The organism is Arthrobacter sp. B2a2-09 (genome assembly GCF_027587375.1).
Lineage (GTDB): Bacteria > Actinomycetota > Actinomycetes > Actinomycetales > Micrococcaceae > Arthrobacter.
Genome location: NZ_JAMXIC010000019.1, coordinates 1 through 23,765 on the forward strand (window position 1 = coordinate 1; position 23,765 = coordinate 23,765).

The window sequence follows — 23,765 nt, forward strand, 5'->3', positions numbered from 1 at the left end:
GGGGCTTCGGAGGACATGAGTTCCTGGATGCGTTCGATGCCCAGGAACCCGGCGTGGCCTTCGTTGGTGTGGAACACTTCCGGGGCCGGGGTGCCGGTGAGGCGCTGGTAGACGCGCAGCGCCTTCACCCCGCCCATGCCCAGCAGCAGTTCCTGCTGCAGGCGGTGGTCACCGCCGCCGCCGTAGAGGCGGTCCGTGATCCCGCGGGCCGCGTCGTCGTTCGCGGGAACGTTGGAATCGAGCAGCAGAAGCGGCACGCGCCCGACGTCGGCACGCCAGATGTGCGCCCGCAGCTTCCGGTCACCGGGCAGGGGAAGCGTGACTAGAGCCGGCGAACCGTCTTCCTCACGCAGCAGTGTCAAGGGCAGGCCGTCCGGGTCAAGGACCGGGTAGGTTTCCTGCTGCCAGGCGTCCCGGGAGAGGGACTGCTTGAAGTAGCCCGCCTGGTAAAGCAGCCCGACGCCGATCAGCGGCACACCCAGATCCGAGGCGGCCTTCAAATGGTCCCCGGCCAGGATGCCCAGGCCGCCGGAATACTGCGGAAGCACCTCCGTGATCCCGAACTCGGGCGAGAAATACGCGATGCACGCCGGAGCATCCGGACCCAGGCCCTGGTACCAGCGCGGCTCGCTCAAGTACCGGTCCAGATCCGCAGCCGCGTGCTGCACACCCTCAACGACTCCGGCATCCTCTGCGAGCTCATGCAATTCCTCGCGGCTGACCAGGCCCAGGAAGGTCATGGGGTCATGCTTGCTTTGTTCCCAGGCCTCGGGATTCAGCGCGGAAAACAGTTCACGTGTCGGCAAATGCCACGACCAACGCAAGTTCTTCGCCAATCGTGCCAACGGGGCGATTGCTTCCGGCAGAACCGTTCGGACCGTGAACCGTCGAATCGCTTTCACTTCCGGCCACCTTCGAACGCGGACAGTGCCGGTGTGGTCAACGTTTCCATGCGGGGTACCTCCAAGAGGTTGTTGTGATGATTGGGGATGCTGGCTAGGGGTGGGACCACTGGGGCGCGCGGTGAGGAGGCTTCTGCGGCACCACCGGCGCAGGGCAAGCGCTTACATATTTCGAGCGGGCAACATTGGCCCCTCCGGCGCCCGGTCCTGAAACTCAGACGCAGGTGGCGGTCTCCGGCTACCGTCCTCGCACTATTCCGGGCCTTGTCGGCCCTGGAATAAGGGGACGCTGTTGCTCGTGGACCCGCGGCGAAAGCCTGGGAATTCCCGTTCCGGGCGGCCTGACATCGACCGCATTTTCAACTCCGAGCATCGGTACCGAATGATTCCAAGCACGACTTACTTCCTTAGTCTCCGGGAACACTGATCGGTGACCATCCGCCATGTTGTACTAGGAGGAATCTCATCGCCGTTCGTCGACGCGCCTTGTCGACGCGGGTCGATGGCTCGACAGTAGTTGGCGGCGCAACGGTGTGTCAAATGTCACAATCACGTGCGATGGGAGCGCGTAATGAATGCCTCGAATTCGCGGATTACACCCGGACGGTGCGCTGAATTTACGGTTGCGAGGCGCGCGCCGCGGCGGTGCTTCCGCGCAACGTCAGCACCGGTTCTGCAAGCCATTGCAGGGCATCCGTACCTTCGCTCCTGAGGCGCCGGGTAAGGAATTGTGCTGCCTCGCGCCCCATGACGCTGGGTTCGGCGGACGCCGTCGTCAGGGCGGGCATGAAGCGCTCCGCGGACCCGGCACTGGTGTTGATCGCGACAATGGAGAGAGACTCAGGGACTTGCCAACCATGGGCCGCCGCAGCACCCAGAAGGCCTGCAGTAGCCGCTTCGTTGATCATCACGAGTCCGGTTGTTTCCGGGGACGCCTCAAGAATCTGTCCGAACACGTCGCGACCACCGGCAAGCGAGCTCGTGGTTGGGAACAGCCGAGCAGTGATCCCGTGCCGTGACGCGGCAGCTGCCACGGCATCCCAGGATCGGACCATCGGGCCGTAGCCGGTTTCCAGGGACTCACGCGAATGCGTCACGAGGCCGATCTCCGTGTGCCCCAGGCTGACGAGGTGCGACACTGCCAACTCCCCCATGGCTTCAAAATCCGCGTCCACGAAGGTCAGGCCAGCGGCGTCCGCTGGCCGTCCGATCGTGACGAATGGAACCCCCGTTTCCAAAAGGACTGGAATCCGTTCGTCGAATGACCTGACTTCCATAAGGAGGATTCCATCCACCAGGCCCTGCGCAACAACCCGATGCATCTCGCCCAGGTCGTCAGGGTCCATCGGCCACAAAAGAAGATGGTATCCGTCAGCGCGCGCTTGTTCGGCAGCGCCTTGAACGTATTCGAATTCCGTAGTGTTCATGCCCTGCTCCCCGACCGGAAAAATCAAAGAGACAATGCCGGTCCGCTTGCCAGCCAAACCCTGGGCGAGCAGGTTCGGCGTATAGCCAAGGTCGGACATGGCCTTCAGGATGCGCTCACGCGTTTCGGGCGCAATCGGCCGGACACCGCTGAGGGCATAGGACACAGTGCTCCTGGAAACGCCGGCTACTCGCGCAACATCGGCCATAGTTACCAAGGACTATCCCCCTGCATTGTCGGTGACTGGTCGGCGATAGGCCCGCGCATAACCGCAGTCCGCCGGACGGTGATGCCTCATAGTAAACCGTAATCGGTTGGCAAATTGGTGGAGGCATGCTGAGCCCACTGTTGCATACACTCGGCGGCTAAGCGAGCATGCGGTTCAGCTTTTCCGTCGGATGTGGATCGCGCTCCTGTAGATCCTGACGGCCATGCGAGTCAGCCCTGCTGCGGCGGTGCGGTGGATCTGCGATGGATGTATTGGGGAAGAAGCCCTATGTGCCGCGGTGGTGCGGCGGCGCCTGCTTCCAATCGTTCAGAGCACAATTTCACGGCTTGGCGGCCTACTTCGCGCTTTGGCGGGGACACTGCGTCCAAGGGTGGGTCAGCTAGGGCTGCAATTTCATCGTCATAGGCGACGATGGAAAGATCCGCGGGTATCCTGAGTCCTCGGGCCACGGCAATTTGCGCAAACAGGAGAGCCATCTCGTCGGAATGGACGAGAACGGCTGTGGTTCCGTGTGCCAGACACCAGTCCAGGGCGTCATGGAGCTGCTTCGTTCTTTCCTCGTCCCAGAGAACTGAAGGCACAAGGAATATGCGGCAACGCTCGGGATGAAACCACTTTTGGGCGCGCTCAAAGCCGGAAGCCAGACCCGGTGTCGTGGGGCTGTGCGCCCCTGCGACTAGGGCTGCACCCATGTGGCCAAGGTCGGCAAGGTGCTTCAGTCCTTCGGCGGCTCCAACGGCATGATCGGAGTAAACCACGTCAAGTCTCTGGAGGTCGGCGTTCCTTTCCATGAGGACGGCCGGAATGTTCAGGCCGGACAGCAGGTCATACGTAGTGCCGTCCTCGGAGGCATGTACCGAAGGGGCGATGATGAGACCTTTGGCTCCGATCTCAATGAGGCGCTCAACTTGCTTGCGCTCGCGTTCTCCGGAATACCCAGATACTGCAAGAACGAGCCTGAATCCCAGAGAATTGGCCATCTCCTCTGCTCCGGCGATGACCCCCGCATAGTAGTACGCTGCCCCCGGGACGATCAGTCCGATGATTTCTTCATCCCGTTTCGGAGATCGTTCTGCGAACACCCCGGCGCCCTGTGCGTCTGCTCCAGAATGGTTTGGACCGGTGTGTGGAACGCTTTGCGGACGCAGCGGATCTCCCACAAATACCGCGCCGCCGTGCACCCTCTTCGCGACACCGCGTTCCTGAAGCACATTCAGGTCTCTGCGGATGCTGATTACCGATGTTCCCAGAGCCTTCGCCAACCAATTCACGTTGGCTTTGCCGTGCAAACGGAGTTCCCGTTCAATGGCTGCGTACCGGTCCTTTGCCCTCACCTAACCTCCGAAGGATTTACCGAGCGTGCCGCTTGCTGACCCAGAGTTTGAGCTGATGATACAGTTCTTGATCGTTTGCGCATCATTTCGTCAGTAAATCTCCTCATTCGCCCGCATCGGGGGGATCATGGTCATTTGAGGGCTCCTGACCCTATGCCTGCTTTCCAGAATCTCTGGAGCGAAGCGAAGAGCACCACGACGGGGATGAGAGTGACGAGGGAACCGATGACCACCAGGTGCGCGAATTCAGGATCGGCCCCCACCCGGCTGTGCCAGGTGTAGATGCCGAGGGCGGCCGGAAAGAGATCGGAATCGCTGAGCATCACCAACGGTAGGAAGAAGTTGTTCCAGGTCGCACTGAATGACATGAGGAAGACCGTCACTATTCCTGGCTTCATCAACGGGGCTGCAATTTTGAGAAATATCCGTAACTCCCCTGCTCCGTCCAGCCGCGCAGCCTCGATCATTTCCTTGGGCACGTAGCTTGAGCTGAAGATTCGCGCAATATATACGCCGAATGGGCTGGCTATGCCGGGGAGGAACACTCCCCAGAAAGTATTGACAAGCCCGATGCCGGACGCCATGAGATACAAGGGCATGGTGGTGACCGCGGCCGGAACCAGAACCCCCACCAGGACAAACCCGTACCAGCGCTCCTTGCCAGGAAAGTCGAACTTGTCGAAAGCGTGGCCGGCCAGGAAAGATACAGCCACAGATGCGCAGGACCCAAGGCCTGCGTAGGCAAAGGTATTAAGCAGCCACCGAAAGTATGTACCGCCCTCCCAAGTGAAGAGTTCGATCAGGTTATCCACCAGATTCAAATCTGCGAAGGTGAACCCGGGGGTGCCGTAGAGGTCGGAGGTGTTCTTTGTTGCTGCGATCAGCAGCCATGTCAGTGGAAGGACGGTGTAAAGGCAGAAGAGCACAAGCACGAGGTTGACGACCGTTTTCGACGACCAGTTCATGCCGCGTTGCGGCCGCCACGCTGAATCCCGCCCCTGCTCCCGTGGTGGGGTTCGCCGCGCTTGTGGCGTTTGCGTAGTGAGGGCAGCGGGAGTCATGAATTCACCTTTGATCCGAGTTTGGTGACAGCCCAGGAAAGTCCTCCGATGAGCACTGCAAACAACAGCGAGGTGGCTGCTGCGTACCCGAAGTCGTGCCTGTCGAAGGCAGTCTGGAAGATGAACATGTTTGGTGTCCAGCCGCCGTCGATGGCCCTCGAGAGTGATTTGAGGAGGAGTGGCTCCGCGAATAGCTGCATGGCTCCGACGACTGTGAACAGAGTGGCAACCGTGACTGCGCCTGAGATCATGCGCGCCTTAATGGCAAGGGCTATCCGGACGGCCCCGGCACCATCGACGGTTGCGGCTTCGAGGATATCCTCCGGTACGGCTTGCAGTGCGGCGTAGAAGAGAATGACGTTGTACCCGGTGTGAAGCCAGATGGCGAGATTGGACAGGGAGAACAGTGCGGCCAACTGGCTTCCCAAGTCCCACGTCGCCCCGGTTGTTTCAAATACATCGACCAAGGGGCTGATGCCTGGGGTGTACAGGTACATCCAGATGATTGCAGCTATGAGTCCGGGGACGACGTTTGGCAGGTAGAAGGCCAAGCGGAAGAACGATTTCGCCTGTGCCGCTGCGGAATCCAGGAGGAGCGCAATGACTAACGCTAAACCGATCATGACTGGGATGTACAGCAAGCAATACATGGCGATGTTCAGGAACCCCGAAAGGAAGCCGGAATCTTGAATAGCGCGAAGATAGTTTGCCAGGCCGACGAATGCCTTCGTCGCCCCGCCAAAGCCCAGCCCACTGGTCTTCTCCGTAAAGAGACTGAGAAAACCGGAATAGGCAACGGGAGCGATGGTAAAAGAAATGAATAGGACAAAGAACGGAGCGAGGAACAGGAGAGCGTGCGTGCCCGATCTGCGTCGCGAACGGCGGGCGACCTTGGTTTGGGTGGTTGTGGTGGCGGTTAGCATTGAATTTCCCTTCGGAAGGCGCATCTTCCGGTGTGCCTTGGCGTGGCTGCCGACCATCAGATCGGCAGCCACGCGGAGTGATTATCTTACGGAGATGCCACGGTTCTTCAGGTCGGACACCGTTGCCTGCTGCGCGGGGCCAAAGATATCCGCAAACCTGGATGCGCCGCTTTCCACCTTGGTGCTCTCGTCTTCGAGTTTTGCAGCCGTGGTGGCGTAGGCAGGGCTCCACACCCAGCCTTCCCGGACGGCGGCCATGCCTTTCGTGGCAACTTCGTAGATGTTCTGGCCACCGAAGAATTCCGTCTTGAAGGCTTCTGCTGCGGCTTTGCGAGCTTCTTCATTCACAGGGAAGACACTGGACGAACCGCCGGCAACGCGTGCCTTGATCCCATCGGCGTTGGTGGTCATCCATTTGATAAATTTCATCCCGGCATCGGCCTTTGAACTGTTCCGCGAAAGGCCGAACGTCGATCCGCCATAGAGGGCCGCGGACGGCTTCGATGTCGGGGACGGCAACGGTGCAACGCGCCATTTGCCGGACTGATCTGCGAAGCTGGCCTGCAGACCGGCTGCGTACCAGGATCCGCTGATGACGGACAGGATCTTGCCGGAGGCCTGCTTCTGTTTCAAGACCGGACCTTTGTCGCTCCATACGAGATTGGCGTCCAGCAGATCCTGCTGAACCTTGAACGCCTCCCGGGTCTCCGGGGTGTCGATGTTGATCTTCCAGCCATCTGCCTCTAGAGAAGCCCACTTGGCGCCGTTCTGCCAAGCCAGTGCAGCATAGAGCACGGAGTCGCCGGCAGCGCTTGCGCCAATCCGCGCCTCCGGGTCTGCAGCTGCTACTTTTTTGGCCGCGGCCTTGTACTCCTCCCATGTCGCCGGCACGGAAATGCCGTACTTTTCAAAAAGATCTGCGCGGTAGTAAAGCTGCAGGACGCCTGCGTCCAACGGCACCGCCCAGGTCGAGCCCCCGAAATTCACCAACGACTGAATGAATGGAGGGTAACTGTCTTTGACTAGGGTTCCGGCTTCCTTGCTGATGTCCTTAAGGACTCCCTGGCTTGCCATCTCAGTGACCCTCGTGTACTCAACCGTGACCACATCCGGAGCATTTCCAGCCTTCACCTGGTTCGTCAGTTGGGTGTAGTTATCCCCGGCGCTCGCCACCTCCTTGAATGTAACGTGCACCTCGTTCTGCGCGCTGTTGTAGGCGTCTACTACCTGTTTCGATCCCCTCAACCAGGAAGAGAACGTAATTTCCGTCGTCTCTTTCGATGCAGTGTCAGTAGTCCCGCCAGCGGAGGAGCAGCCGGCCACGACCACGGCTGTAAGCATCCCGATGGCAATCATGAGTGCTCTGCGACATTTTCGCATAGTGACCCCTTTCGATGTGTCCCTAGTCACACCCATGGTGATCGGGAAATAATGAACGGGTCAAGCGGAAACGATCAAACGATCATGTCGGACCTGCCCCGACCGGCGGATAAATTCATTTAATTTCAGACCATATTTGATTGTTTGATCGTTTGTGGTTGACCGCTTCGGCGTCCGTCACCACCATGAAGTTGGGGCGAGACGGACGTGTAAGAAGCGGACGAGAGCCCCACATCGCATTTCACCGCACGCGTCACCACACGAGCCCCCGGGCGGCAGGACACAGCCCCTCGTGCATGCCTCCCCGGAAGCCAGGTTGGTCGCATTGTCGCTTTACTCGGGCATATCCGGCACTGACAAGGAGCACTCAAGTACCCATGAACGAATTAGCGACCATTAAGCGGCCGAAGGCCGCCTTGGCCATGCACCCACATCTCCCGGAGCTTTTGTTTTCCCGGCAGGTACGACACGACCTTGATGCCATGCTGCAGCTTCATCCGAAGCCAATTACCCAGGAGATCGCTACCGATGCGGACCTGGATGAACTTGAACTGCTTATTGGTGGGTGGGGATGCCCGCTACTTGACGAACGGACGCTGTCCAGAATGCCCCAATTGCGCGCGGTCATCTACACGGCCGGCTCCGTCAAGGGCTTTGCGACCGACGAACTCTTCCGGCGCGGCATCACGGTTACCTCAGGAGTGGACATCAACGCACTCCCAGTGGCCGAATTCACCCTCGCAGCCATTCTCATGTCGGGCAAGCGAGTATTCGAACTGGCCTGCGCTTACCGAACAACAAAGCAGTTCCGGCCTTTTGAAGAGGAACCATATTTCTGGGGGAATTACGGTCTCAAAGTAGGCATCGTCGGTGCCTCACGAATCGGACGACGCGTCATCGAGCTGCTTGCACCTTTCGATGTGGACCCAGTGTTCTACGACCCTTTCGTCACTCACGAAATTCTCGGCGCACGGCCCGTGACCTTGGATAAGCTGCTTCGCACGAGCGACGTCGTCAGTCTTCATGCGCCGGCCATCCCTGAAACCTTCCACATGATCGACTCGGCCGCTCTCTCATTGATGCGCTCAGGCACAACCCTGATCAATACCGCACGGGGAAGCTTGGTGGACTCCGATGCACTTTTGGCCGAACTGGATTCGGGGCGCCTAAACGCCGTCGTTGACGTCACTGACCCAGATCCGCTTCCCAGGCATTCGCCCCTGTTCGAAGCCCCCAACCTGCTTCTCACGCCCCATATTGCCGGTTCACAGGGCAATGAACTCCGCCGCCTCGGGGACGCAGCCTTCCGCGAAGTCAGCCGGTTCGTTGGCGAAAGGCCGTTACTTGGCAAGGTAAAGCCCGAATTCCTGTCCTACTCGGCTTAGCCAGCCCTGCATCCCTATTCTTTCTCCCTCGTAACCGGGCTGGACTATTTGATTCCAACCACTAACAAGGAGCGTTACCGTGTCTGAACTAAATGTCTCCCGACGCAATCTCTTCCGCGGAACCGGAACCCTGGCCCTGGCTGTTGCTTTGGGCAGCGCCTTCGCCCCGATCGCGAACGCCGCTCCGGACGCGGACCTCGAAATGCTCCGGCAACGCTGGGTGGACCAGCTGACCGGTCGTACAGTGATAACGACGGCGGACCAGGACCTCGTCAGCGCTTTGAGGCGTCTGGACAGCGTGGTGGATCGCTCGCGATCCTTGCTTGTCACCGTTGACTCCAGGACCAGGATCTTCACCGACGCCGACCTCAGCGCCGATCCAAAGATCACCATTACATACGAGCGCCTGGCACAGATGGCCACAGCCTGGGCCACGCCCGGCTCTAGGCATCAAGGCAGCCCCACGGTGCTGGCCGAGATCCTAGCCGGGCTTCAAGACGGTCACCGGCTTGTTTACAACGACAGTCAGCAGGAATTCGGGAACTGGTGGAACTGGGAGATCGGCACACCAAATGCCCTCGCGGACGCACTGGCAGTAGTCCGGGAACATGTCAGCGAAGCGCAGGTGGCCCAATACTGCGCGGCGATAGATCATTTCATCCCGGACCCGACGCTTCAGTTCCCGGACAGCCGCGGCAAGGTGATCTCCGAGGGCGCCAACCGTGTGGACATCTGCCGGGCAATCATCATCCGGTCCATAGTAGGTGGGGACACGGCCCGACTGCAGGCGGCGATCACAGCGCTCAGCCCGACCTGGCAATACGTCACCAAGGGCGACGGCTTCTATCCAGACGGTTCCTTCATCCAGCACTTCAAGCTCGGATACACGGGTACGTACGGCGTCGTCCTGCTCAATGGGCTGGCCCGGCTGTTCTCCCTGCTGGGACCATCTGCCTACCCTGTTTCGGACCCTTCCCGCAGCATCCTATTCGATGTTGTCGAACGTTCCTTTGCGCCGTTCATCCACGACGGTTTGATGATGGACTCAGTACGCGGACGGGCGATCTCCCGAGCCGATTCACGCGGATTTGACGATGGCATCGCGGCCATCGAGGCGATTCTCTGGCTGGCGCGCGGTGTCGATGCCGCGACGTCCGCACGTTGGCGCTCCCTTTGCCTGGGCTGGCTTCACCGCAACACTGTCACTCGTCCCTTGAATTGGGCCAGCATCACCCGCGTCGCCCTCATCAAAGAGCTCTTCGCCACAACGACCGTGGCCGAGCCGGAACCAACGGGCCACACATATTTCCCAGCCATGGACCGCTCAGTGTTCCGCGGCGACGGGTGGGTTACAGCGCTTGGCCTGTCAAGCCGCCGCATCGCATGGTACGAATGCGGAAACGGTGAGAACAACACCGGCTACCACACCGGCTCCGGACTCCTCTACCTCTACGGTGCCGACGCAGGACACTGGGACGACAACTTTTGGCCAACCGCCAACCTCAACCGCCTGCCCGGCATCACGGCGGACACCACCCCGCTGCCACCCAAAGTCGAAGGCGAATGGGCTTCGAGGGCTCCCGCCAATGAATGGACCGGCGGCGCATCCCGGGACGGATTCGGTGCCGTCGGCTTCCATCTCGTGGGACCGGGAGGGACAGGACTGAGCGCGCGAAAGTCCTGGTTCTTCACGCCCGAGATGGTGTTGGCCCTTGGCTCGGACATCCACACCGGCAGCGGAGCCAGCGTAGAGAGCGTGGTGGAGCATCGGAACCTCGGTGCAACTGGTGGCAGGAAGATCACCATCGACGGAGCAGTGCTGCCAGCGTCATCCGGCGCCCCGTCAGTTCACCCAGCCGCCCGCTGGGCGCACGTAGAAGGCGTCGGCGGCTATCTGCTTCTGGGCTCCGAGCCGCTGACAGTCCAGCGGGAGCGACGCTCGGGCGCCTGGCGGGACGTCAACAGCAACGGCCCTACCCAGATCCTCGATAGGGAGTACGCCACGATGGTCATCGACCACGGTGCAGGGCCGACAGGAGCGTCCTACGCCTACGCCCTCATGCCCGGCGCAACTCCGGAGCAGACAGCTTCGTGGACTGTGCCGCAAGTACTCCGCAACGATGCGAAGGCCCAGGGCGCGAGAATCGGCAAACTACTGGCCGTATCTTTCTGGCAGCCGGCTCAGGTGGGAGAACTCGCTTCCGACAAAGCCGCCGTCGTCTTGTGCTGGCAGTCACCGGGGATCGCCAAGCTCGCGGTGTCGGATCCGACCGGATCTGCCGCCGAAGTGGTTCTCATCCTCGCCGGAACCAAATTCAAGCGCGTGAATTCTGCAGCGAGGGTCCAACTGGAGCGCGACGCAACAGGGACGCTCACGCTGCGCGTGCCTACCGCCGGATGTGCAGGATCCAGCGTGAACTTCGAACTGCACCCATAGCACCTCCCATACAGAACGCACCATATCGACCGCACAGGAGAAATTGTGAATGACTCCAGTCACCCGTACGCCGCGACCCCGGACGACGAAGGCCGGAAATCCGGAGTTTCCCGACGAACGCTGATGCTCGGCGGCGCGGCGCTCGGGCTCATCGGTCCGGCGTTGTTTCCAGGCTCCGCTCAAGCAAGCCAGGAGACCGCCTCGGTGCCTAGGGCGAACTTGCTGGACACGACGCCCGGGGTCGTCTACCAGACCTCGTTCGAGGACTTGGACGTTGAATGGATATCGGATTACACCGCTTACGACTCGGCACAGCACCGCACCGGCGCTGCCTCGCTGCGCTACACCCGGGCAGACAGCACCACCTACGTCTTTGCCGGGAGGAAGATCCCGGGGACCACCGACGCGTACGTTCCCGTATCGGCCTCCGTTTGGGTGAAGACCGCCGGCATGCAAAACGGCGGGGCATCGGTCTGCGTGGAGTGGTACGCCGAAGACGGCACCTTCCTCACCGGCGGCTACACGGGCACAACCCAATCCACCGAGTGGGTGCAGCTGACGGTCCCGCCGCAGGTGGCACCGACTGGAGCCGCGTACATGAAAGCCATCTTCTTCCTTGGTCGCGGCGCCACGGGGACGGCCTGGTATGACGATCTCACCATCACCAAATACACGCCGCGCCTCCTGCGGGCGACCCTCGCGGCCCCGGCCTATCGCGGCCTGCTCATTCCCGGAGAACACCAGGAAATCGATCTACGGATCGGCGTGTTCCCGCCGTCCGGCAGCCGTGCCACCGACTACCAGGTACAGGTCGAACTCAGTGACGCCGCCGGCAAGCGCGTCGACTCCAAGTCCTTCAAGGGCTCGCCCCAGCTGAGGTACACCAGCCCGGTCTCAAGGCTGCGCGACGGGTCCTACCAACTGCGGGTGAGCGTGCGCAACCGCGACGGCGCCACCGCCTCGGAGAAGACGTTCGCCCTTCGGAAGCTCCGTGTGGATGAAGTGCCAACGAGCTATCTCGACTCGCACGGAAGGGTTCGGCGCAATGGCGAGCTGTACTTCCCGATCGGGGCGTACAACGGGCCGACCACCGTGCAGAACCTCGACGATCTCAGATATGCGGGGTTCACCACTGTCCTGTCCTACCACGTACCATCCCCGCAGATTCTCGACGAGACCCAAGCGCGCGGGATGACGACCCTGTTCAATCATCAGAATGCCGACGCCAAGCAGATCAACCAGTACAAGAGCCACCCCTCACTCCTGGGCTGGTACATCAATGACGAGACCCCCGCTGACGGCGAGGCCAGCCGCCTCCGTCCGCGATATACGTCGGTTACTGACAACGATCCCAACCACCCGAGCTACTCGGTCGACTACCGCGTGTGGGCCGGTGACGACGCCCAGTATGTCACCGACGCCTTCGGTACGGACCCGTATCCAATCTTCGGCAAGCCGACCGACATCCCGCGCCGTGTCTTCACCCACACCGAAGCAACCGTGCGGGAGTTGCCCAACACCGCGATCTGGCCGGTCATCCAGCTGCACAACCTCGGCAACTACAAGCACTTCGGGGTGCGTCCACCGAACCTGGCCGAGGTCAGGAGCATGTCGTGGCAGGCCATCGTGGCCGGTGCGACCGGCCTGCTGTATTACTCCCGATTCGACATCGAGAACGACGTCAGCGGTGTCCCGTACCGCAGGCTACTGGACAATGCGAAAACGGTCGTGACCCAGATCCGGGAGCTCTCACCGGTCATCCTCTCCACAGAACGGGCGCCGTCGATCCGGGTCGCTGGCAATGATGAGCTGCGGTGGACTACGCGACGCTTTGGTAACGGCGACTACTTATTCATGGTCAACCTGTCCGAAGAAGCCCGCACCGTCTCATTCGCCGCACCGGGGAACGGCCCGGTGCAGGTGCTCTACGAACGCCGGAGCCTCGGTAAGACAAAGGGCAGGTACACCGACGACATCGAAGGACTCGGCGTGCGGCTGTACCAGATGTCCTGACCTACTCAAGTCGGGAACGTCCGTCGGCTTCAGGCGCGGACGTTCCCGAACTCGACGGTCAAAGCCCCCGCGGCCGAGCGGTAGGCCGCGAGGACTAGCTCGACGACATGCCGGGCATGTTCTGTCGGGACCTTGGAGGGTTTCTGGCCACTGCGCCCGCGAAGTCGGACTGCTGTGCGGTGAATCCGTCCTGGATGTCCGCGGGACCGTGCTCCCAAATTCCACCTTGATTCCTCTTTTGCGTGGTCGCTTCAGTGGAAAACTCTGGCAGGCCAATGTTGATAACGCTTAACAATATTGTTTGATAACGATCCCAAAGTGTGCCATGATCATGAATGTATTGAGTGACCCGAGGAGCCGACCAACGGTCATTGGGGTCTAGACATCGGCGTCCGGCAGATTTCCGGGGGAAGAGCAGGTAGACGCGCATGGCAGCGAACGCCCAGGCGAACCGCCAAGGTCGCTCATCAGCCGTTCCGACACTCCACGATGTCGCCGCGCACGCAGGGGTCAGCACCATGACCGTCTCACGTGTGCTCGGCGGGGGGAAGAACGTACGGCCGGCCAAGATGGAGAGCGTTCTGGCCTCCATTGAGGCGCTGGGATACCGCAAGAACGAAAACGCGCGGAGCCTCCGACCGGGTCAGCGCACAGGATTGATTGGCGTCATCATCACCAACGTCGCGAACCCTTACTACGCGGAGGTCCAGCTCGGGATCGAGGAAACCCTGGCCGCGCACAACCTGCGGCTTCTTGTTGGGAACAGCGGTGAAGATGCGCAACGCGAACGACAGTTGACGGCGGACTTTGTCGGCCGGCAGGTCGATGGTCTTATCGTCGTACCCTCCGGTGGAGCCACCGAACACCTCACGGAAAAGTTCCTCGGATCCACACCGCTGGTCCTGGCAACCCGCGAACTTGAAGGCTTCGAAGCGGACACCGTACTCATCGACGACATCAACGGCGCATACCTCGGAACCAAGAAACTCATTGCGGAAGGTCACAAGCGCATCGCGTTCGTGGGCAACACGTCTCTCTTCACCGGGAAGCGCCGTTTCGAAGGATTTGTCAAGGCCCACCGGGAGTCGGGACTGGAAGTCAACCCGGATCTTGTGAAGTCCGGCCAGCACAACACCACAACCGCGCAGCAAGCCATTGAGGAGCTGCTCAGCATGGAGGAAGCACCGACCGCGGTTTTCAGCGCCAACAACCGCAGCACAATCGGAATCCTCCGCGGCGCCGCAGCAACCGCTTCCTCGAAAACCCTACGGGTGGTTGGATTCGACAACTTCGAACTGTCAGACATGATGCCCTTTGCACTGACGGTCATTGACCATGACGCCCGTGAGCTCGGACGCCAGGCCGGGAAGCTACTGTTGCACCGCCTCGAACATGAGGACGACGACAGCGAAGTCCGCCACATTCAGCTCCCGACTCGCCTTCTCGGCTAGCGCGGTACACAAAGACCAACAATTACGACCACATGCTCTGGCATGTCGGTTTCGGCAATTTTGATAACGTTATCAATCGGGAAGAAGAAACGGAGACCTGAATGCCAGCGTCTAAGTACGACAAATGGCCAGCCACGCGGATGGGAATTTCGCATCGGATCTGGAGCGGTCAGGCGGCCTGGGCAGAGATCCGACGAGTAGCCGAGTCCCGTTCAGCTGCTCCCACAATCGTCGTCGACTGCTACCCAGGAACAGACATCCAAACCTTGCACAAGGAATTGGGCGCTGCCTTCGCAGGCTACACGGTCATCGATGTCGAAAAACACGCAGCCAGGCCGACAGCTGAGATCGACGCGATGATCGACCAGAATTTGACCGATGACCGCGTGTTCGGTGTCATGAGCCACCTTCGCCTGACAAGCTTCTATGTCGAGGACCGGCTCGAGGAAATCGCCCGCATCGCAACTCAGGGCCCGACCGTCATTTTTGGGTGGGGGGCGGCCCTGGCAGCGCCCAACCGCGATGTCCTCGCTTTGGCTGATCTGGCCCGCTGGGAAATTCAGCAAAGGCAGCGCAAAGGCCTCCCGAATTGGCGCAGTACGAACTTCGACGAAGACAATCTGCGCAAGTACAAGCGGGGCTTTTTCATCGAATGGCGGGTCGCCGACCGGCACAAGCAGGATCTGTTCTCGAAACTCGATTTCGTGATCGACACCAATGCGTCGACAACGGAAGCCAAAGTAATCACTGGTGACACGTTCCGCGAAGGCCTTGCGCTTACCGCCTCCAAGCCATTTCGGGTGGTTCCGTTTTTCGATCCCGGCGTCTGGGGCGGACAGTGGATGAAGGATGTTTGCGGTCTGAACGATGACGAAGAAAACTATGCATGGTGCTTCGACTGCGTCCCCGAAGAGAACAGCCTTTTGCTGGAGGTCGAGGGGGAACACTTCGAGCTGCCCTCCATCGACCTCGTTTTCCGGCATCCGCGCGAACTGCTCGGCGAACTGACATTTGCTCGGTTCGGCGCGGAATTCCCGATCCGTTTCGACTTCCTCGACACAATGCAAGGCGGGAACCTCTCACTGCAGGTCCATCCACTGACTGAGTACATCAAAGACACGTTCGGGATGAACTACACCCAGGACGAAAGCTACTACTTGCTGGACGCGGCCAAAGATGCGGTTGTATACCTGGGTGTCAAGGACGGTACCGACCCTGACGAGATGGTTTCGGCGCTCGAAACCGCCTCGACGGGAGTCGAATCCTTCGACGCTGAGAAGTACGTCAACATGTATCCGGCGAAAAAGCACGACCACTTCTTGATCCCCGCAGGTACGGTCCATTGCTCAGGTGCCGACTCCATGGTGCTCGAAATCTCGGCAACGCCGTTCATCTTCACCTTCAAAATGTGGGACTGGGACCGCGTGGGTCTCGACGGCATTCCACGGCCAATCCACCTTGAACACGCCAAGGAGAACATCCAGTGGGACCGCGGCACGAAATGGACCACCGAGAACTTGGTCGACCAAGTCCAAGTGATCGAAGAAGGCGACGGATGGGTCGAAGAGCGCACCGGGCTGCACGAGTTCGAGTTCATCGAAACCCGTCGCCACTGGTTTACGAAGCCGGTCCTTCATGACACGCAGGGCACCGTCAACGTAATCAACCTGGTGGAGGGGTCAGAAGCCATTGTCGAGAGCCCGACCGGCGGGTTTGAACCGTTCATCGTTCATTACGCTGAGACCTTCATCATTCCTGCCCAGGTCGGCGAATACATCATCCGACCCCATGGTGGGGCTGAAGGCCAAAAGCTCGGAACCCTCAAAGCCAGCGTCCGCGGTACCGAGCGCCCCGGCTTCGGCAAGTAGGGGCACCACGGGCGGCAGCGCGAGTCCAAGTTCGCCTCCCTCACCGCTGGGGCCAACAGCCCCCACAAGTAGTTACAGCCGGACTGGGCTCCGCTACTGCGCTGAGGGTTCCGAGTACCCTACGTCTCTTGGAGCATCATGTATCTCGATATCTCGAACACCCCGCACCCCTATGCCTGGGGCTCACGATCAGCAATCGCCACGCTACAAGGCCGACCCTCCACTGATCAGCCCGAAGCCGAACTGTGGCTTGGCACCCACCCGGGCGGTCCCTCGCGGATCGACACACCAGATACCGCATGGAAATCGCTCGACCAAGTAGGCCGCTTGCCCTTCCTGCTGAAGCTTCTGGCTGCAGATTCCGCGCTTTCGCTCCAGGTCCACCCCTCTTCGGAGCAAGCAAGGCAGGGCTTCGACCGCGAAGACCGTGCCGGGATCGCACTGGATGCGCCAAGGCGGAATTTCAAGGACCGAATGCACAAGCCCGAAATGCTAGTGGCGTTAAGCGATCGTTTTGACGTACTCGCAGGGTTCCGCACGGCAGAGCGATCGGCAGAATCACTCGCGGCCGAGACCTCACGGGGCAAAGGCATGCAAGCCTTGCTCGAGAGCGTCAGTTCCGGGGAGCACCTCGGAGAGACAGTGCGATGGCTCTTAAGTAACGATCGAAAAGCCGCAGCCGCGATCGATGAACTTGTTGAAGCGGCGCAGCAACGAACCGGGTCAGATTGGCAAACGGTGCGCGAGCTGGCCGTTGTCTATCCAAACGATCCCGGTATTGCAGTCGCATTCCTCATGAACCGGATCTCGCTCAAACGTGGCGAGGCACTGTTCGTCGGCGCCAGGGTAGTGCACGCCTATTTGAAAGGCTTTGGCGTCGAACTCATGGCTGCCTCCGACAATGTGCTCCGTGCCGGCCTGACGCCGAAGCACGTGGACGTGGATGCTCTCCTGGACACTGCAACCTTCATCCCAACCTCTTCGCTTCGGCTAGCATCTGAAACGACAGCCGCCGGGATCGAGGTCTTCCGTCCGCCGGTGACTGAATATGCCCTGGCCAGATTCGACGGTCCTGCCCTCAACTCGACAGTCTCCTTCCATGGCCCGGCAATCGCGGTTTGCACCCGTGGAAAAGCCATCCTCAACGGTCACGTCCTGCAGCAAGGCCAGGCCGCCTATCTCTCCGATCAGGAATCCCCGGCCTCGGTGACCGGGAATGCCGAGCTTTTTGTTGCCGCAGGTCAGAGCATGACAGTTCCGACCTCAAAATAGTCCCGATTCGCCGAATCGTCTTTGTTTCACCTCTAGTCACCCAAAACCAAAAATGGTATCGTTACCAAAAGCGTTAGATAACGTTAACAACCCCCAAGCTTCCGACCATCAGCGCCGGCGCTTGTCCACATCAAGGAGGATGTTTTGAACGGTATGAGGATCAGTCTCAAGTGGGCAGGAGTGACCGCTGCTGCGGTCACCCTAAGCCTCGCTTTGGGGGCCTGTACCCCTGGCTCGTCCAGCACCAAGGATGCCGGCTCCGGCTCCATCACACTGAACGGTGACCGATCGGATTTCGTCGCGGCCTACAAGATCGCAGGCGACGCCCTCTCCAAGGTCGGCGGAAGCACAATCGACCCCCGCAACGTTCCGTCCACTGAGAACTACCAGCAGGTCATCCGCTCGTCACTGCAGACGAACAGCACGACCGACCTGGTCAAATGGTGGAACGGCTACCGGCTCCAGGACCTGGCCCGATCCGGCGGCCTTGAAGATCTGACCACCCAGTGGAACGACGCCGTCCAGAAGGGATGGGTTTCTCCTGAGACGAAGGATAGCTTCTCCTACGACGGCAAGGTTTACGGCTTGCCCCTCTACAAGAGCTACTGGGTGATGTTCTACAACAAGAAGGTCTTCGACAAGGTCGGGATCAAACCGCCAACCACGTGGGCCGAATTCATGTCGAACAACGACAAGATCAAGACGGCCGGAGTAGCCCCGCTGTTCTCCACTCAGGAAGCGGGCTGGACGTCATTTATCTGGTTCGAGGAGATCCTCTCAAAGTTGGACCCCGACTTCTACGCCAAACTCATGAAGGGTGATGCCAAGTACACAGACCCTACCGCCCAGAAGGCCATGGCCATCTGGAGCGATATGTCCGCCAAGGGATACTTCACCCCCGCTGACACCGCGTGGGACAGCGAGCCTTCGCTCTTCCAGAAGGGTACCGTCGCACAGGTTCCGATGGGCACATGGCGCAACGGCACCTTCACAAGCAACGGAATGACCTCTCAGGATTACGGGGCCTACGTCCTGCCGATGGTTGACCCCGGAGCCAAACAGTCCGTCATCGTGGAGTCCGGAGTGATCTCGGTGGCAGCGAAAGCACCGCACAAAGACCAGGCCCTTAAGACCATGGATGAATGGCTCAACCCTGATGTCCAGACCCCCTGGGTCAATAAGATCAAGGACACATCGGCGAACCCGAAGGTAATCACCGATGATCCCACCCTCAAGTCTGTGACCGACCAGGTCGCCAACACCAAGCCGACCGAGCTGAACCGCTACTGGGAAGCCAGCCCCCCTGCTCTCATCGAGGGCGGCGTGCAGATCCTGGCAAGCTTCATGGTCAACCCGAGCCAATCCAACATTGCGCCCACTCTGGATAAGCTCCAGTCCCTCGCGGACAGCGAATGGGCCAAGTGGAAAGCAGGAAAATAGATGGCTCTCGCCACAGTTCCAAAGTCCGCGGCGGGAGATGCGACCATCTCCCGCCGCCGGGCGGCGAATCATTCACGCGCACGGGCGCAAGCCATCCCCTTCCTGCTCCCAGCGCTGGGACTCGTCGCGATCATGTTGCTGGTCCCCTTTGCTGTAACCGTGTACCAGAGCTTCACAAGCGACAACGGGATCACCTCTAGCTTCATAGGCCTGCAAAACTACGGTGACCTGATCAATGACCCCTCGTTCGTCCGGTCCCTGGCGAATACGTTCATGTGGACCATAGGAACACTGATCCTGCCAGTGGGAGTGGGTCTTCTTGTAGCCATCCTGACAAACTCGATACCTGGCGGCCGTTGGCTCCGTTTTGCGTTCGTCCTTCCCTACGCGATCTCCGGGGCGTCCACGGCAGTCATCTGGGGGTTCATTCTCCGATCTGATGGAGCCCTCAACCAGGCCATCCGCTTCTTCGGCTTGACTCCGCCCTCATCCGGCTGGCTCCTCGAATGGCCGAACAACACGCTGGTGATGATCGTCGCCAACACCTGGCAAGCAACTGGAGTGTGCGTCATCCTCTTCCTTGTCGGCCTTCAGGCCATTCCAGCGGAGACACTCGAAGCAGGGTCGCTGGACGGAGCCTCCGGAGCGAGACTGTTCTGGCACATCGTCTTCCCTCAACTTCGCCCCGTCATGATCGTGGTGATCGGAATGTCCATCGCCAACAGCCTCAGAGTCTTCGACCTCATCTGGCTCCTGACAAAGGGCGGCCCGGGAAGTGTTTCAGAAACACTGGCGGTGACCATGTACCGCCAAACATTCATCCTCAGCGACTACGGCGCAGGCGCCGCCGTGGCGGTCGTCCTAGCAATCATCGTTGTGGCCTCCTCCTGGTTGTACCTGCAACGGCAACTTAAGAAAGGCTGACCATGATCGTCCGTGCTCTCAGGAGCGCCCTCGTCTGGGCCCTGGCCCTGCTATGGCTAATGCCCGTTTACCTGATGGTCGTCAATTCCATGACACCGGCAAAGCAATATTCCGGCAATCCTGCCTGGATGCCCACCGGTCTCGCCTTCTTCCAGAACCTGTCCACTGCCTGGACCGACTCTGGATTCGGTGACGGGCTGCTCAACAGCCTGATGTACTCGCTGTCGGCTGCCGCCCTCGCAGTCCTAGCTGCCGCGCTGGCGGGATATGCGGTCGTCATCATGCCCCTAAAGCGACCCACACTTTGGTTCTGGCTGATCTATCTCGGGACGCTCCTCCCCCTGCAGATCTTCCTTGCCCCGCTGTTCAAGGCCTACGTCGCCGTTGGTCTCTACGACACTAACCTCGGAATGATCCTGATCTACGCCGCGATCTGCGTGCCTTTTGCCTTCTTCATCGTCCGCAACTACCTCAGTACGTTACCCACTGAAATAACTGAAGCGGCCCAATTGGACGGGGCGAGCTGGGCAACGGTCTTCTGGCGCATTCATTTCCCCCTCATCCGTTCCTCCCTCCTGGCAGCTTTCATCTTCCAGTTCACGTGGGTCTGGAACGACCTGCTCTTTGGCATCACGCTAACCACCAGCCCAGATCGCCGCCCGGTGATGGCTGCACTAGCGGAAGTCAGCGGCGGATTCGCCAGTCTCGGCCCACCCGTCACCCTCGCCGCTGCAATTGTGGCCTCGTTCCCGACGGTTGTGCTCTTCATAGCCTGCCAACGGTTCTTTGTTTCCAGCCTGAAGGCCGTCGGGTGAAATCCATGACAGTGAACATACGAGGTCCCGTTTGGATGGACCTCGATGCCCATCACAGATGGCTGAAGAGGGAACAGGAGCGTCTCCTTCAATTCCACGAGCTGCCCGCTCTGGCCGGCGACATCGGCTTCGCCCCACTGGATCGCGAAGGCAAGCCTTTGCTTGACGGCGCCCGCGAACTTTACGCGACAGCGCGCCTCGTGTACTGCTTCGCCTTGGCACACCTTATGGGTCGACCGGGCGCCGCCACTATTGCCCGACGCGGGCTCCAAGCTTTATCCGAGGCGTTCCTAGACACCGACAACGACGGGTGGTTCAACTCCATTTCCAGAACGGGCGCTCCACTGGACACCACCAAGAACGCCTACGCCCACGCATTCGTCTTGCTGGCAGCAGCAGGGGCCACGCAAGCCGGCCTGGACGGCGCAGCCAACCTCCTTAGCCACGTCGACGCAGTCCTGGACAAGCATTTCTGGAGGGAAGATGAGGGTGCTGTGGTTGACGCCCTCACGGCAGACTGGACCGTCCTTGAACCGGGCTACCGCGGCCAGAACGCCAACATGCACCTGACCGAGGCCTATATTGCCGCCTTCGAAGCCACCGGGGACTCCAAGTTCCAGCGCCGCGCCGAACGCATCAGCGAGCTCATCATCGTGCGGAACGGTGAAAGCTCAAAATGGCGAATCCCTGAGCATTTCGATGAAAACTGGGTAGCGGATCCCGCCTACAACATCGACGGCCGGGCCGATCCGTTTCGCCCGTACGGCTCCCTAGTCGGTCACTGGTTCGAATGGGCCAGGCTCGTCCTCCAACTTAATGCGCTCCCCGGGTCCAGGCTGAACTGGGCTCCGGAGGCTGCTTGCCAGTTGTTCGCTGCCGCAACGCGCGACGGCTGGAACGTCAAAACGGGCGGCATCGTCTATACGGTCGACTCGGGAGGAAACCCAGTCAATATCAACACAATGCATTGGGCCATGGCCGAAGCAGTCGGAGCCGCCGTATACCTCTATCGGGTCACATCAGATCCGACATATGAAGCGTGGTACCGAAGGTTTTGGTCATACATTAGCCTGAGCGTCATGGACCTCAAGTCCGGAAGCTGGTGGCACGAGCTGGATTCGTCTGGAAAGCCCGCATTCGAGACCTGGTCCGGTAAGCCGGACCTCTATCACGCGCTGCAGGCAACCCTGTACGCGCGAGCCGACTCATCATGCGGACTGGCCCGGGCTGCGCACGACGGACGCATCCGATGAGCCGGTCCATCGAGCAAATCCCGGTTCTGGAGATCGGCGGCACGCACGTAACCGCGGCCCTGATCGCAATCGGCCAAAAAGCTCCATTCGTTGTTGAACAATACAGGTCGCAGCTTAATGCGCACGCCCCAGCCACGGAGTTGGTGACAGTCCTGGCAGCCACGGCCGCGAAGCTGAAAGTGACAGCATCCCTGCCATGGGGGGTGGCCGTGCCCGGTCCCTTCAACTACGAACGAGGCATCGGACGCTTTGAAAATGTCGGCAAGTTCGACGGACTGAACGGTTTCGATCTGGGTTCTGCCCTCAGCGAGTCGATCCTCCCTCGCCCGTTATCGGTCCGGTTCCTCAACGACGCCGATGCTTTTGGAATGGGAGAATGTGCCGCCGGCGCCGGACGCGGCCATGAACGGGCCCTTTGCCTGACGCTCGGCACCGGAGTCGGCTCGGCGTTCATAGATCACGGAGTCCCCGTGAACGAGGGCCCAGAGGTGCCCCCTCATGGTAGCGCGCACCTGATCACCTGGCGCGGCCGGCCCTTGGAAGAAACCGTGTCCCGTCGAGCGATCCGTGGGCGGTATCGACAGCTGACCGGGAAGGCGTTGGACGTCCACGAGATCGCACAGCTGGCCCGGCTTGGCGAGGCCGAGGCAACCTCGGTCATAGACGCCTCAATGCTGGCACTTGGTGATGCGGTGGCGCCCTGGGCTGTTTCCTTCAAGGCCAGTGTCGTCGTCGTCGGCGGCTCCATCTCAGGCTCCTGGGATATCCTTGAGCGTCCTTTCCGGGCCGGCCTCATCGGCGCATGTCCGGAACTATCGCAAATGGCCCTGCGGCTCGCCGAGCTTCCCGAGGACGCTCCGCTTATCGGTGCGGCCGCATCCGCGATGCCCGTCGGGCAATAGACGCCTCGACAGGCGCGCCTCGCGGCACACCGACACCAAAAAAGGGAACCACCAGATCTGGTGGTTCCCTTTTTGGTAAATGGTGGAGCTGAGGGGACTCGAACCCCTGACCCCCTGCATGCCATGCAGGTGCGCTACCAGCTGCGCCACAGCCCCATATTCTCGCTGCTTCACGAACCCTGAACTGGCTTGAAAATCTCCTCCAGCTTTCGGATTCCTCCGAAGCAACTCAAATATCTTAGAACAGCATTTCCGAAAATTCCAAATCGGGCATATTCAGTTGGTTTGCGGCTTGGCGCCTAGGATTCCTCGACGGCAGGAGCCTTCGCCGAGGCGTCGTCTCCGAGCTCCAGCTCCACTACCGGGCAGTCTTTCCAGAGGCGTTCCAAGGCATAGAAGACCCTGTCCTCGGAGTGCTGGACGTGCACAACGATGTCGGCGTAGTCCAAAAGGACCCAGCGGCCCTCGGAACGCCCTTCGCGGCGGACCGGCCGCAGATCCTGCTTGAGCAACTCTTCCTCGATGCCGTCGACAATGGCGTTGACCTGGCGTTCGGTCGGGGCCGAGGCGATCAGGAAGATGTCAGTCAGGGCCAGGCGTTCGCTGACGTCCAGGGCGATGATGTCCTCGGCCAGCTTGTCCGCTGCCGCGCGGGCGGCGTGGCGGGCCAAGAGGACGGATTGTTCATGTGCAGTCACGGGACTCCTTGTATGCGGCTTCGAGAATGGACGAAGCCTGTTTGGTGGCAAA

The 23,765-nt window shown here is 60.4% G+C and carries 18 protein-coding genes and 1 tRNA gene; 11 read left to right on the top strand and 8 right to left on the bottom strand.

Going from position 1 to position 23,765, the window contains the following annotated elements; genetic code table 11:
• From glgP to NFJ07_RS17980, 6 genes are all read right to left on the bottom strand, one after another.
• A partial coding sequence (gene glgP / locus NFJ07_RS17955; protein ID WP_269996299.1) for an alpha-glucan family phosphorylase occupies window positions 1-902 on the bottom strand: 902 nt, incomplete at its 3' end.
• 617 nt (window positions 903-1,519) lie between these two features.
• A complete protein-coding gene (locus NFJ07_RS17960; RefSeq protein ID WP_269996516.1) occupies window positions 1,520-2,536 on the bottom strand; it encodes a LacI family DNA-binding transcriptional regulator in 1,017 nt (338 codons plus the stop codon).
• A 230-nt stretch (window positions 2,537-2,766) separates the two neighbouring features.
• Window positions 2,767-3,891, bottom strand: coding sequence for a substrate-binding domain-containing protein (locus NFJ07_RS17965; RefSeq protein ID WP_269996304.1), 1,125 nt, complete (start codon window positions 3,889-3,891; stop codon window positions 2,767-2,769).
• 131 nt (window positions 3,892-4,022) lie between these two features.
• Window positions 4,023-4,952, bottom strand: a complete 930-nt coding sequence (locus NFJ07_RS17970) for a carbohydrate ABC transporter permease (protein WP_269996306.1) — start codon at window positions 4,950-4,952, stop codon at window positions 4,023-4,025.
• Window positions 4,949-5,947, bottom strand: a complete 999-nt coding sequence (locus NFJ07_RS17975) for a carbohydrate ABC transporter permease (RefSeq protein ID WP_269996308.1) — start codon at window positions 5,945-5,947, stop codon at window positions 4,949-4,951. The genes NFJ07_RS17970 and NFJ07_RS17975 overlap by 4 nt, the downstream gene beginning before the upstream one ends.
• Before the next feature lie 9 nt (window positions 5,948-5,956).
• Window positions 5,957-7,216, bottom strand: coding sequence for an ABC transporter substrate-binding protein (locus tag NFJ07_RS17980; protein ID WP_269996310.1), 1,260 nt, complete (start codon window positions 7,214-7,216; stop codon window positions 5,957-5,959).
• 416 nt (window positions 7,217-7,632) lie between these two features.
• Between NFJ07_RS17980 and NFJ07_RS17985 the strand changes: the two genes are divergently transcribed.
• The 11 genes from NFJ07_RS17985 to NFJ07_RS18035 all read left to right on the top strand — a co-directional run bounded on the left by NFJ07_RS17985 (window position 7,633) and on the right by NFJ07_RS18035 (window position 23,015).
• Window positions 7,633-8,640, top strand: a complete 1,008-nt coding sequence (locus NFJ07_RS17985; RefSeq protein WP_269996312.1) for a hydroxyacid dehydrogenase — start codon at window positions 7,633-7,635, stop codon at window positions 8,638-8,640.
• 79 nt (window positions 8,641-8,719) lie between these two features.
• Window positions 8,720-11,077, top strand: a complete 2,358-nt coding sequence (locus tag NFJ07_RS17990; protein ID WP_269996314.1) for a polysaccharide lyase 8 family protein — start codon at window positions 8,720-8,722, stop codon at window positions 11,075-11,077.
• 45 nt (window positions 11,078-11,122) lie between these two features.
• Entirely contained in the window at window positions 11,123-13,090 is a 1,968-nt protein-coding gene (locus tag NFJ07_RS17995) for a hypothetical protein (RefSeq protein WP_269996316.1), read from the top strand.
• A gap of 428 nt (window positions 13,091-13,518) precedes the next feature.
• Window positions 13,519-14,541 carry a LacI family DNA-binding transcriptional regulator gene (locus tag NFJ07_RS18000; RefSeq protein ID WP_269996318.1) on the top strand — a complete coding sequence of 341 codons (1,023 nt, stop codon included), beginning with the start codon at window positions 13,519-13,521 and terminating at the stop codon, window positions 14,539-14,541.
• Between the two features lie 101 nt (window positions 14,542-14,642).
• Window positions 14,643-16,409, top strand: a complete 1,767-nt coding sequence (locus NFJ07_RS18005) for a class I mannose-6-phosphate isomerase (protein WP_269996320.1) — start codon at window positions 14,643-14,645, stop codon at window positions 16,407-16,409.
• 138 nt (window positions 16,410-16,547) lie between these two features.
• Window positions 16,548-17,681: a mannose-6-phosphate isomerase, class I gene (gene manA, locus NFJ07_RS18010; protein WP_269996322.1), complete on the top strand. Its 1,134-nt coding sequence runs from the start codon at window positions 16,548-16,550 to the stop codon at window positions 17,679-17,681.
• Window positions 17,682-17,834: 153 nt separating this feature from the next.
• Window positions 17,835-19,121, top strand: coding sequence for an ABC transporter substrate-binding protein (locus NFJ07_RS18015; protein ID WP_269996325.1), 1,287 nt, complete (start codon window positions 17,835-17,837; stop codon window positions 19,119-19,121).
• Window positions 19,122-20,045: a carbohydrate ABC transporter permease gene (locus NFJ07_RS18020; RefSeq protein ID WP_269996327.1), complete on the top strand. Its 924-nt coding sequence runs from the start codon at window positions 19,122-19,124 to the stop codon at window positions 20,043-20,045. It begins immediately after the preceding gene.
• A gap of 2 nt (window positions 20,046-20,047) precedes the next feature.
• On the top strand, window positions 20,048-20,860 hold the full coding sequence (locus NFJ07_RS18025) for a carbohydrate ABC transporter permease (protein WP_269996329.1): 813 nt from the start codon (window positions 20,048-20,050) through the stop codon (window positions 20,858-20,860).
• Between the two features lie 5 nt (window positions 20,861-20,865).
• Window positions 20,866-22,113 carry an AGE family epimerase/isomerase gene (locus NFJ07_RS18030; protein WP_269996331.1) on the top strand — a complete coding sequence of 416 codons (1,248 nt, stop codon included), beginning with the start codon at window positions 20,866-20,868 and terminating at the stop codon, window positions 22,111-22,113.
• Window positions 22,110-23,015, top strand: coding sequence for an ROK family protein (locus NFJ07_RS18035; RefSeq protein ID WP_269996333.1), 906 nt, complete (start codon window positions 22,110-22,112; stop codon window positions 23,013-23,015). Before NFJ07_RS18030 ends, NFJ07_RS18035 begins: the two co-directional genes overlap by 4 nt.
• Before the next feature lie 80 nt (window positions 23,016-23,095).
• Here the strand turns inward: NFJ07_RS18035 and NFJ07_RS18040 are convergent.
• Both NFJ07_RS18040 and rsfS read right to left on the bottom strand, forming a co-directional pair.
• Window positions 23,096-23,171, bottom strand: a tRNA-Ala gene (locus NFJ07_RS18040).
• Between the two features lie 143 nt (window positions 23,172-23,314).
• Window positions 23,315-23,713 (bottom strand): ribosome silencing factor, encoded by a 399-nt coding sequence (gene rsfS, locus NFJ07_RS18045; RefSeq protein WP_269996335.1) that lies wholly within the window; start codon window positions 23,711-23,713, stop codon window positions 23,315-23,317.
• Window positions 23,714-23,765: the final 52 nt, after the last annotated feature.

Bases quoted from the DNA above. Each gene is read 5' to 3' on its own strand.
- manA (WP_269996322.1), top strand. From the start codon at position 16,548: ATGTATCTCGATATCTCGAACACCCCGCACCCCTATGCCTGGGGCTCA.
- NFJ07_RS18030 (WP_269996331.1), top strand. From the start codon at position 20,866: ATGACAGTGAACATACGAGGTCCCGTTTGGATGGACCTCGATGCCCAT.
- NFJ07_RS17960 (WP_269996516.1), bottom strand. From the start codon at position 2,536: ATGGCCGATGTTGCGCGAGTAGCCGGCGTTTCCAGGAGCACTGTGTCC.
- NFJ07_RS17970 (WP_269996306.1), bottom strand. From the start codon at position 4,952: ATGACTCCCGCTGCCCTCACTACGCAAACGCCACAAGCGCGGCGAACC.
- NFJ07_RS17985 (WP_269996312.1), top strand. From the start codon at position 7,633: ATGAACGAATTAGCGACCATTAAGCGGCCGAAGGCCGCCTTGGCCATG.
- NFJ07_RS18000 (WP_269996318.1), top strand. From the start codon at position 13,519: ATGGCAGCGAACGCCCAGGCGAACCGCCAAGGTCGCTCATCAGCCGTT.
- NFJ07_RS18020 (WP_269996327.1), top strand. From the start codon at position 19,122: ATGGCTCTCGCCACAGTTCCAAAGTCCGCGGCGGGAGATGCGACCATC.
- NFJ07_RS18035 (WP_269996333.1), top strand. From the start codon at position 22,110: ATGAGCCGGTCCATCGAGCAAATCCCGGTTCTGGAGATCGGCGGCACG.
- NFJ07_RS18025 (WP_269996329.1), top strand. From the start codon at position 20,048: ATGATCGTCCGTGCTCTCAGGAGCGCCCTCGTCTGGGCCCTGGCCCTG.
- NFJ07_RS18015 (WP_269996325.1), top strand. From the start codon at position 17,835: ATGAGGATCAGTCTCAAGTGGGCAGGAGTGACCGCTGCTGCGGTCACC.
- NFJ07_RS17980 (WP_269996310.1), bottom strand. From the start codon at position 7,216: ATGCTTACAGCCGTGGTCGTGGCCGGCTGCTCCTCCGCTGGCGGGACT.
- NFJ07_RS18005 (WP_269996320.1), top strand. From the start codon at position 14,643: ATGCCAGCGTCTAAGTACGACAAATGGCCAGCCACGCGGATGGGAATT.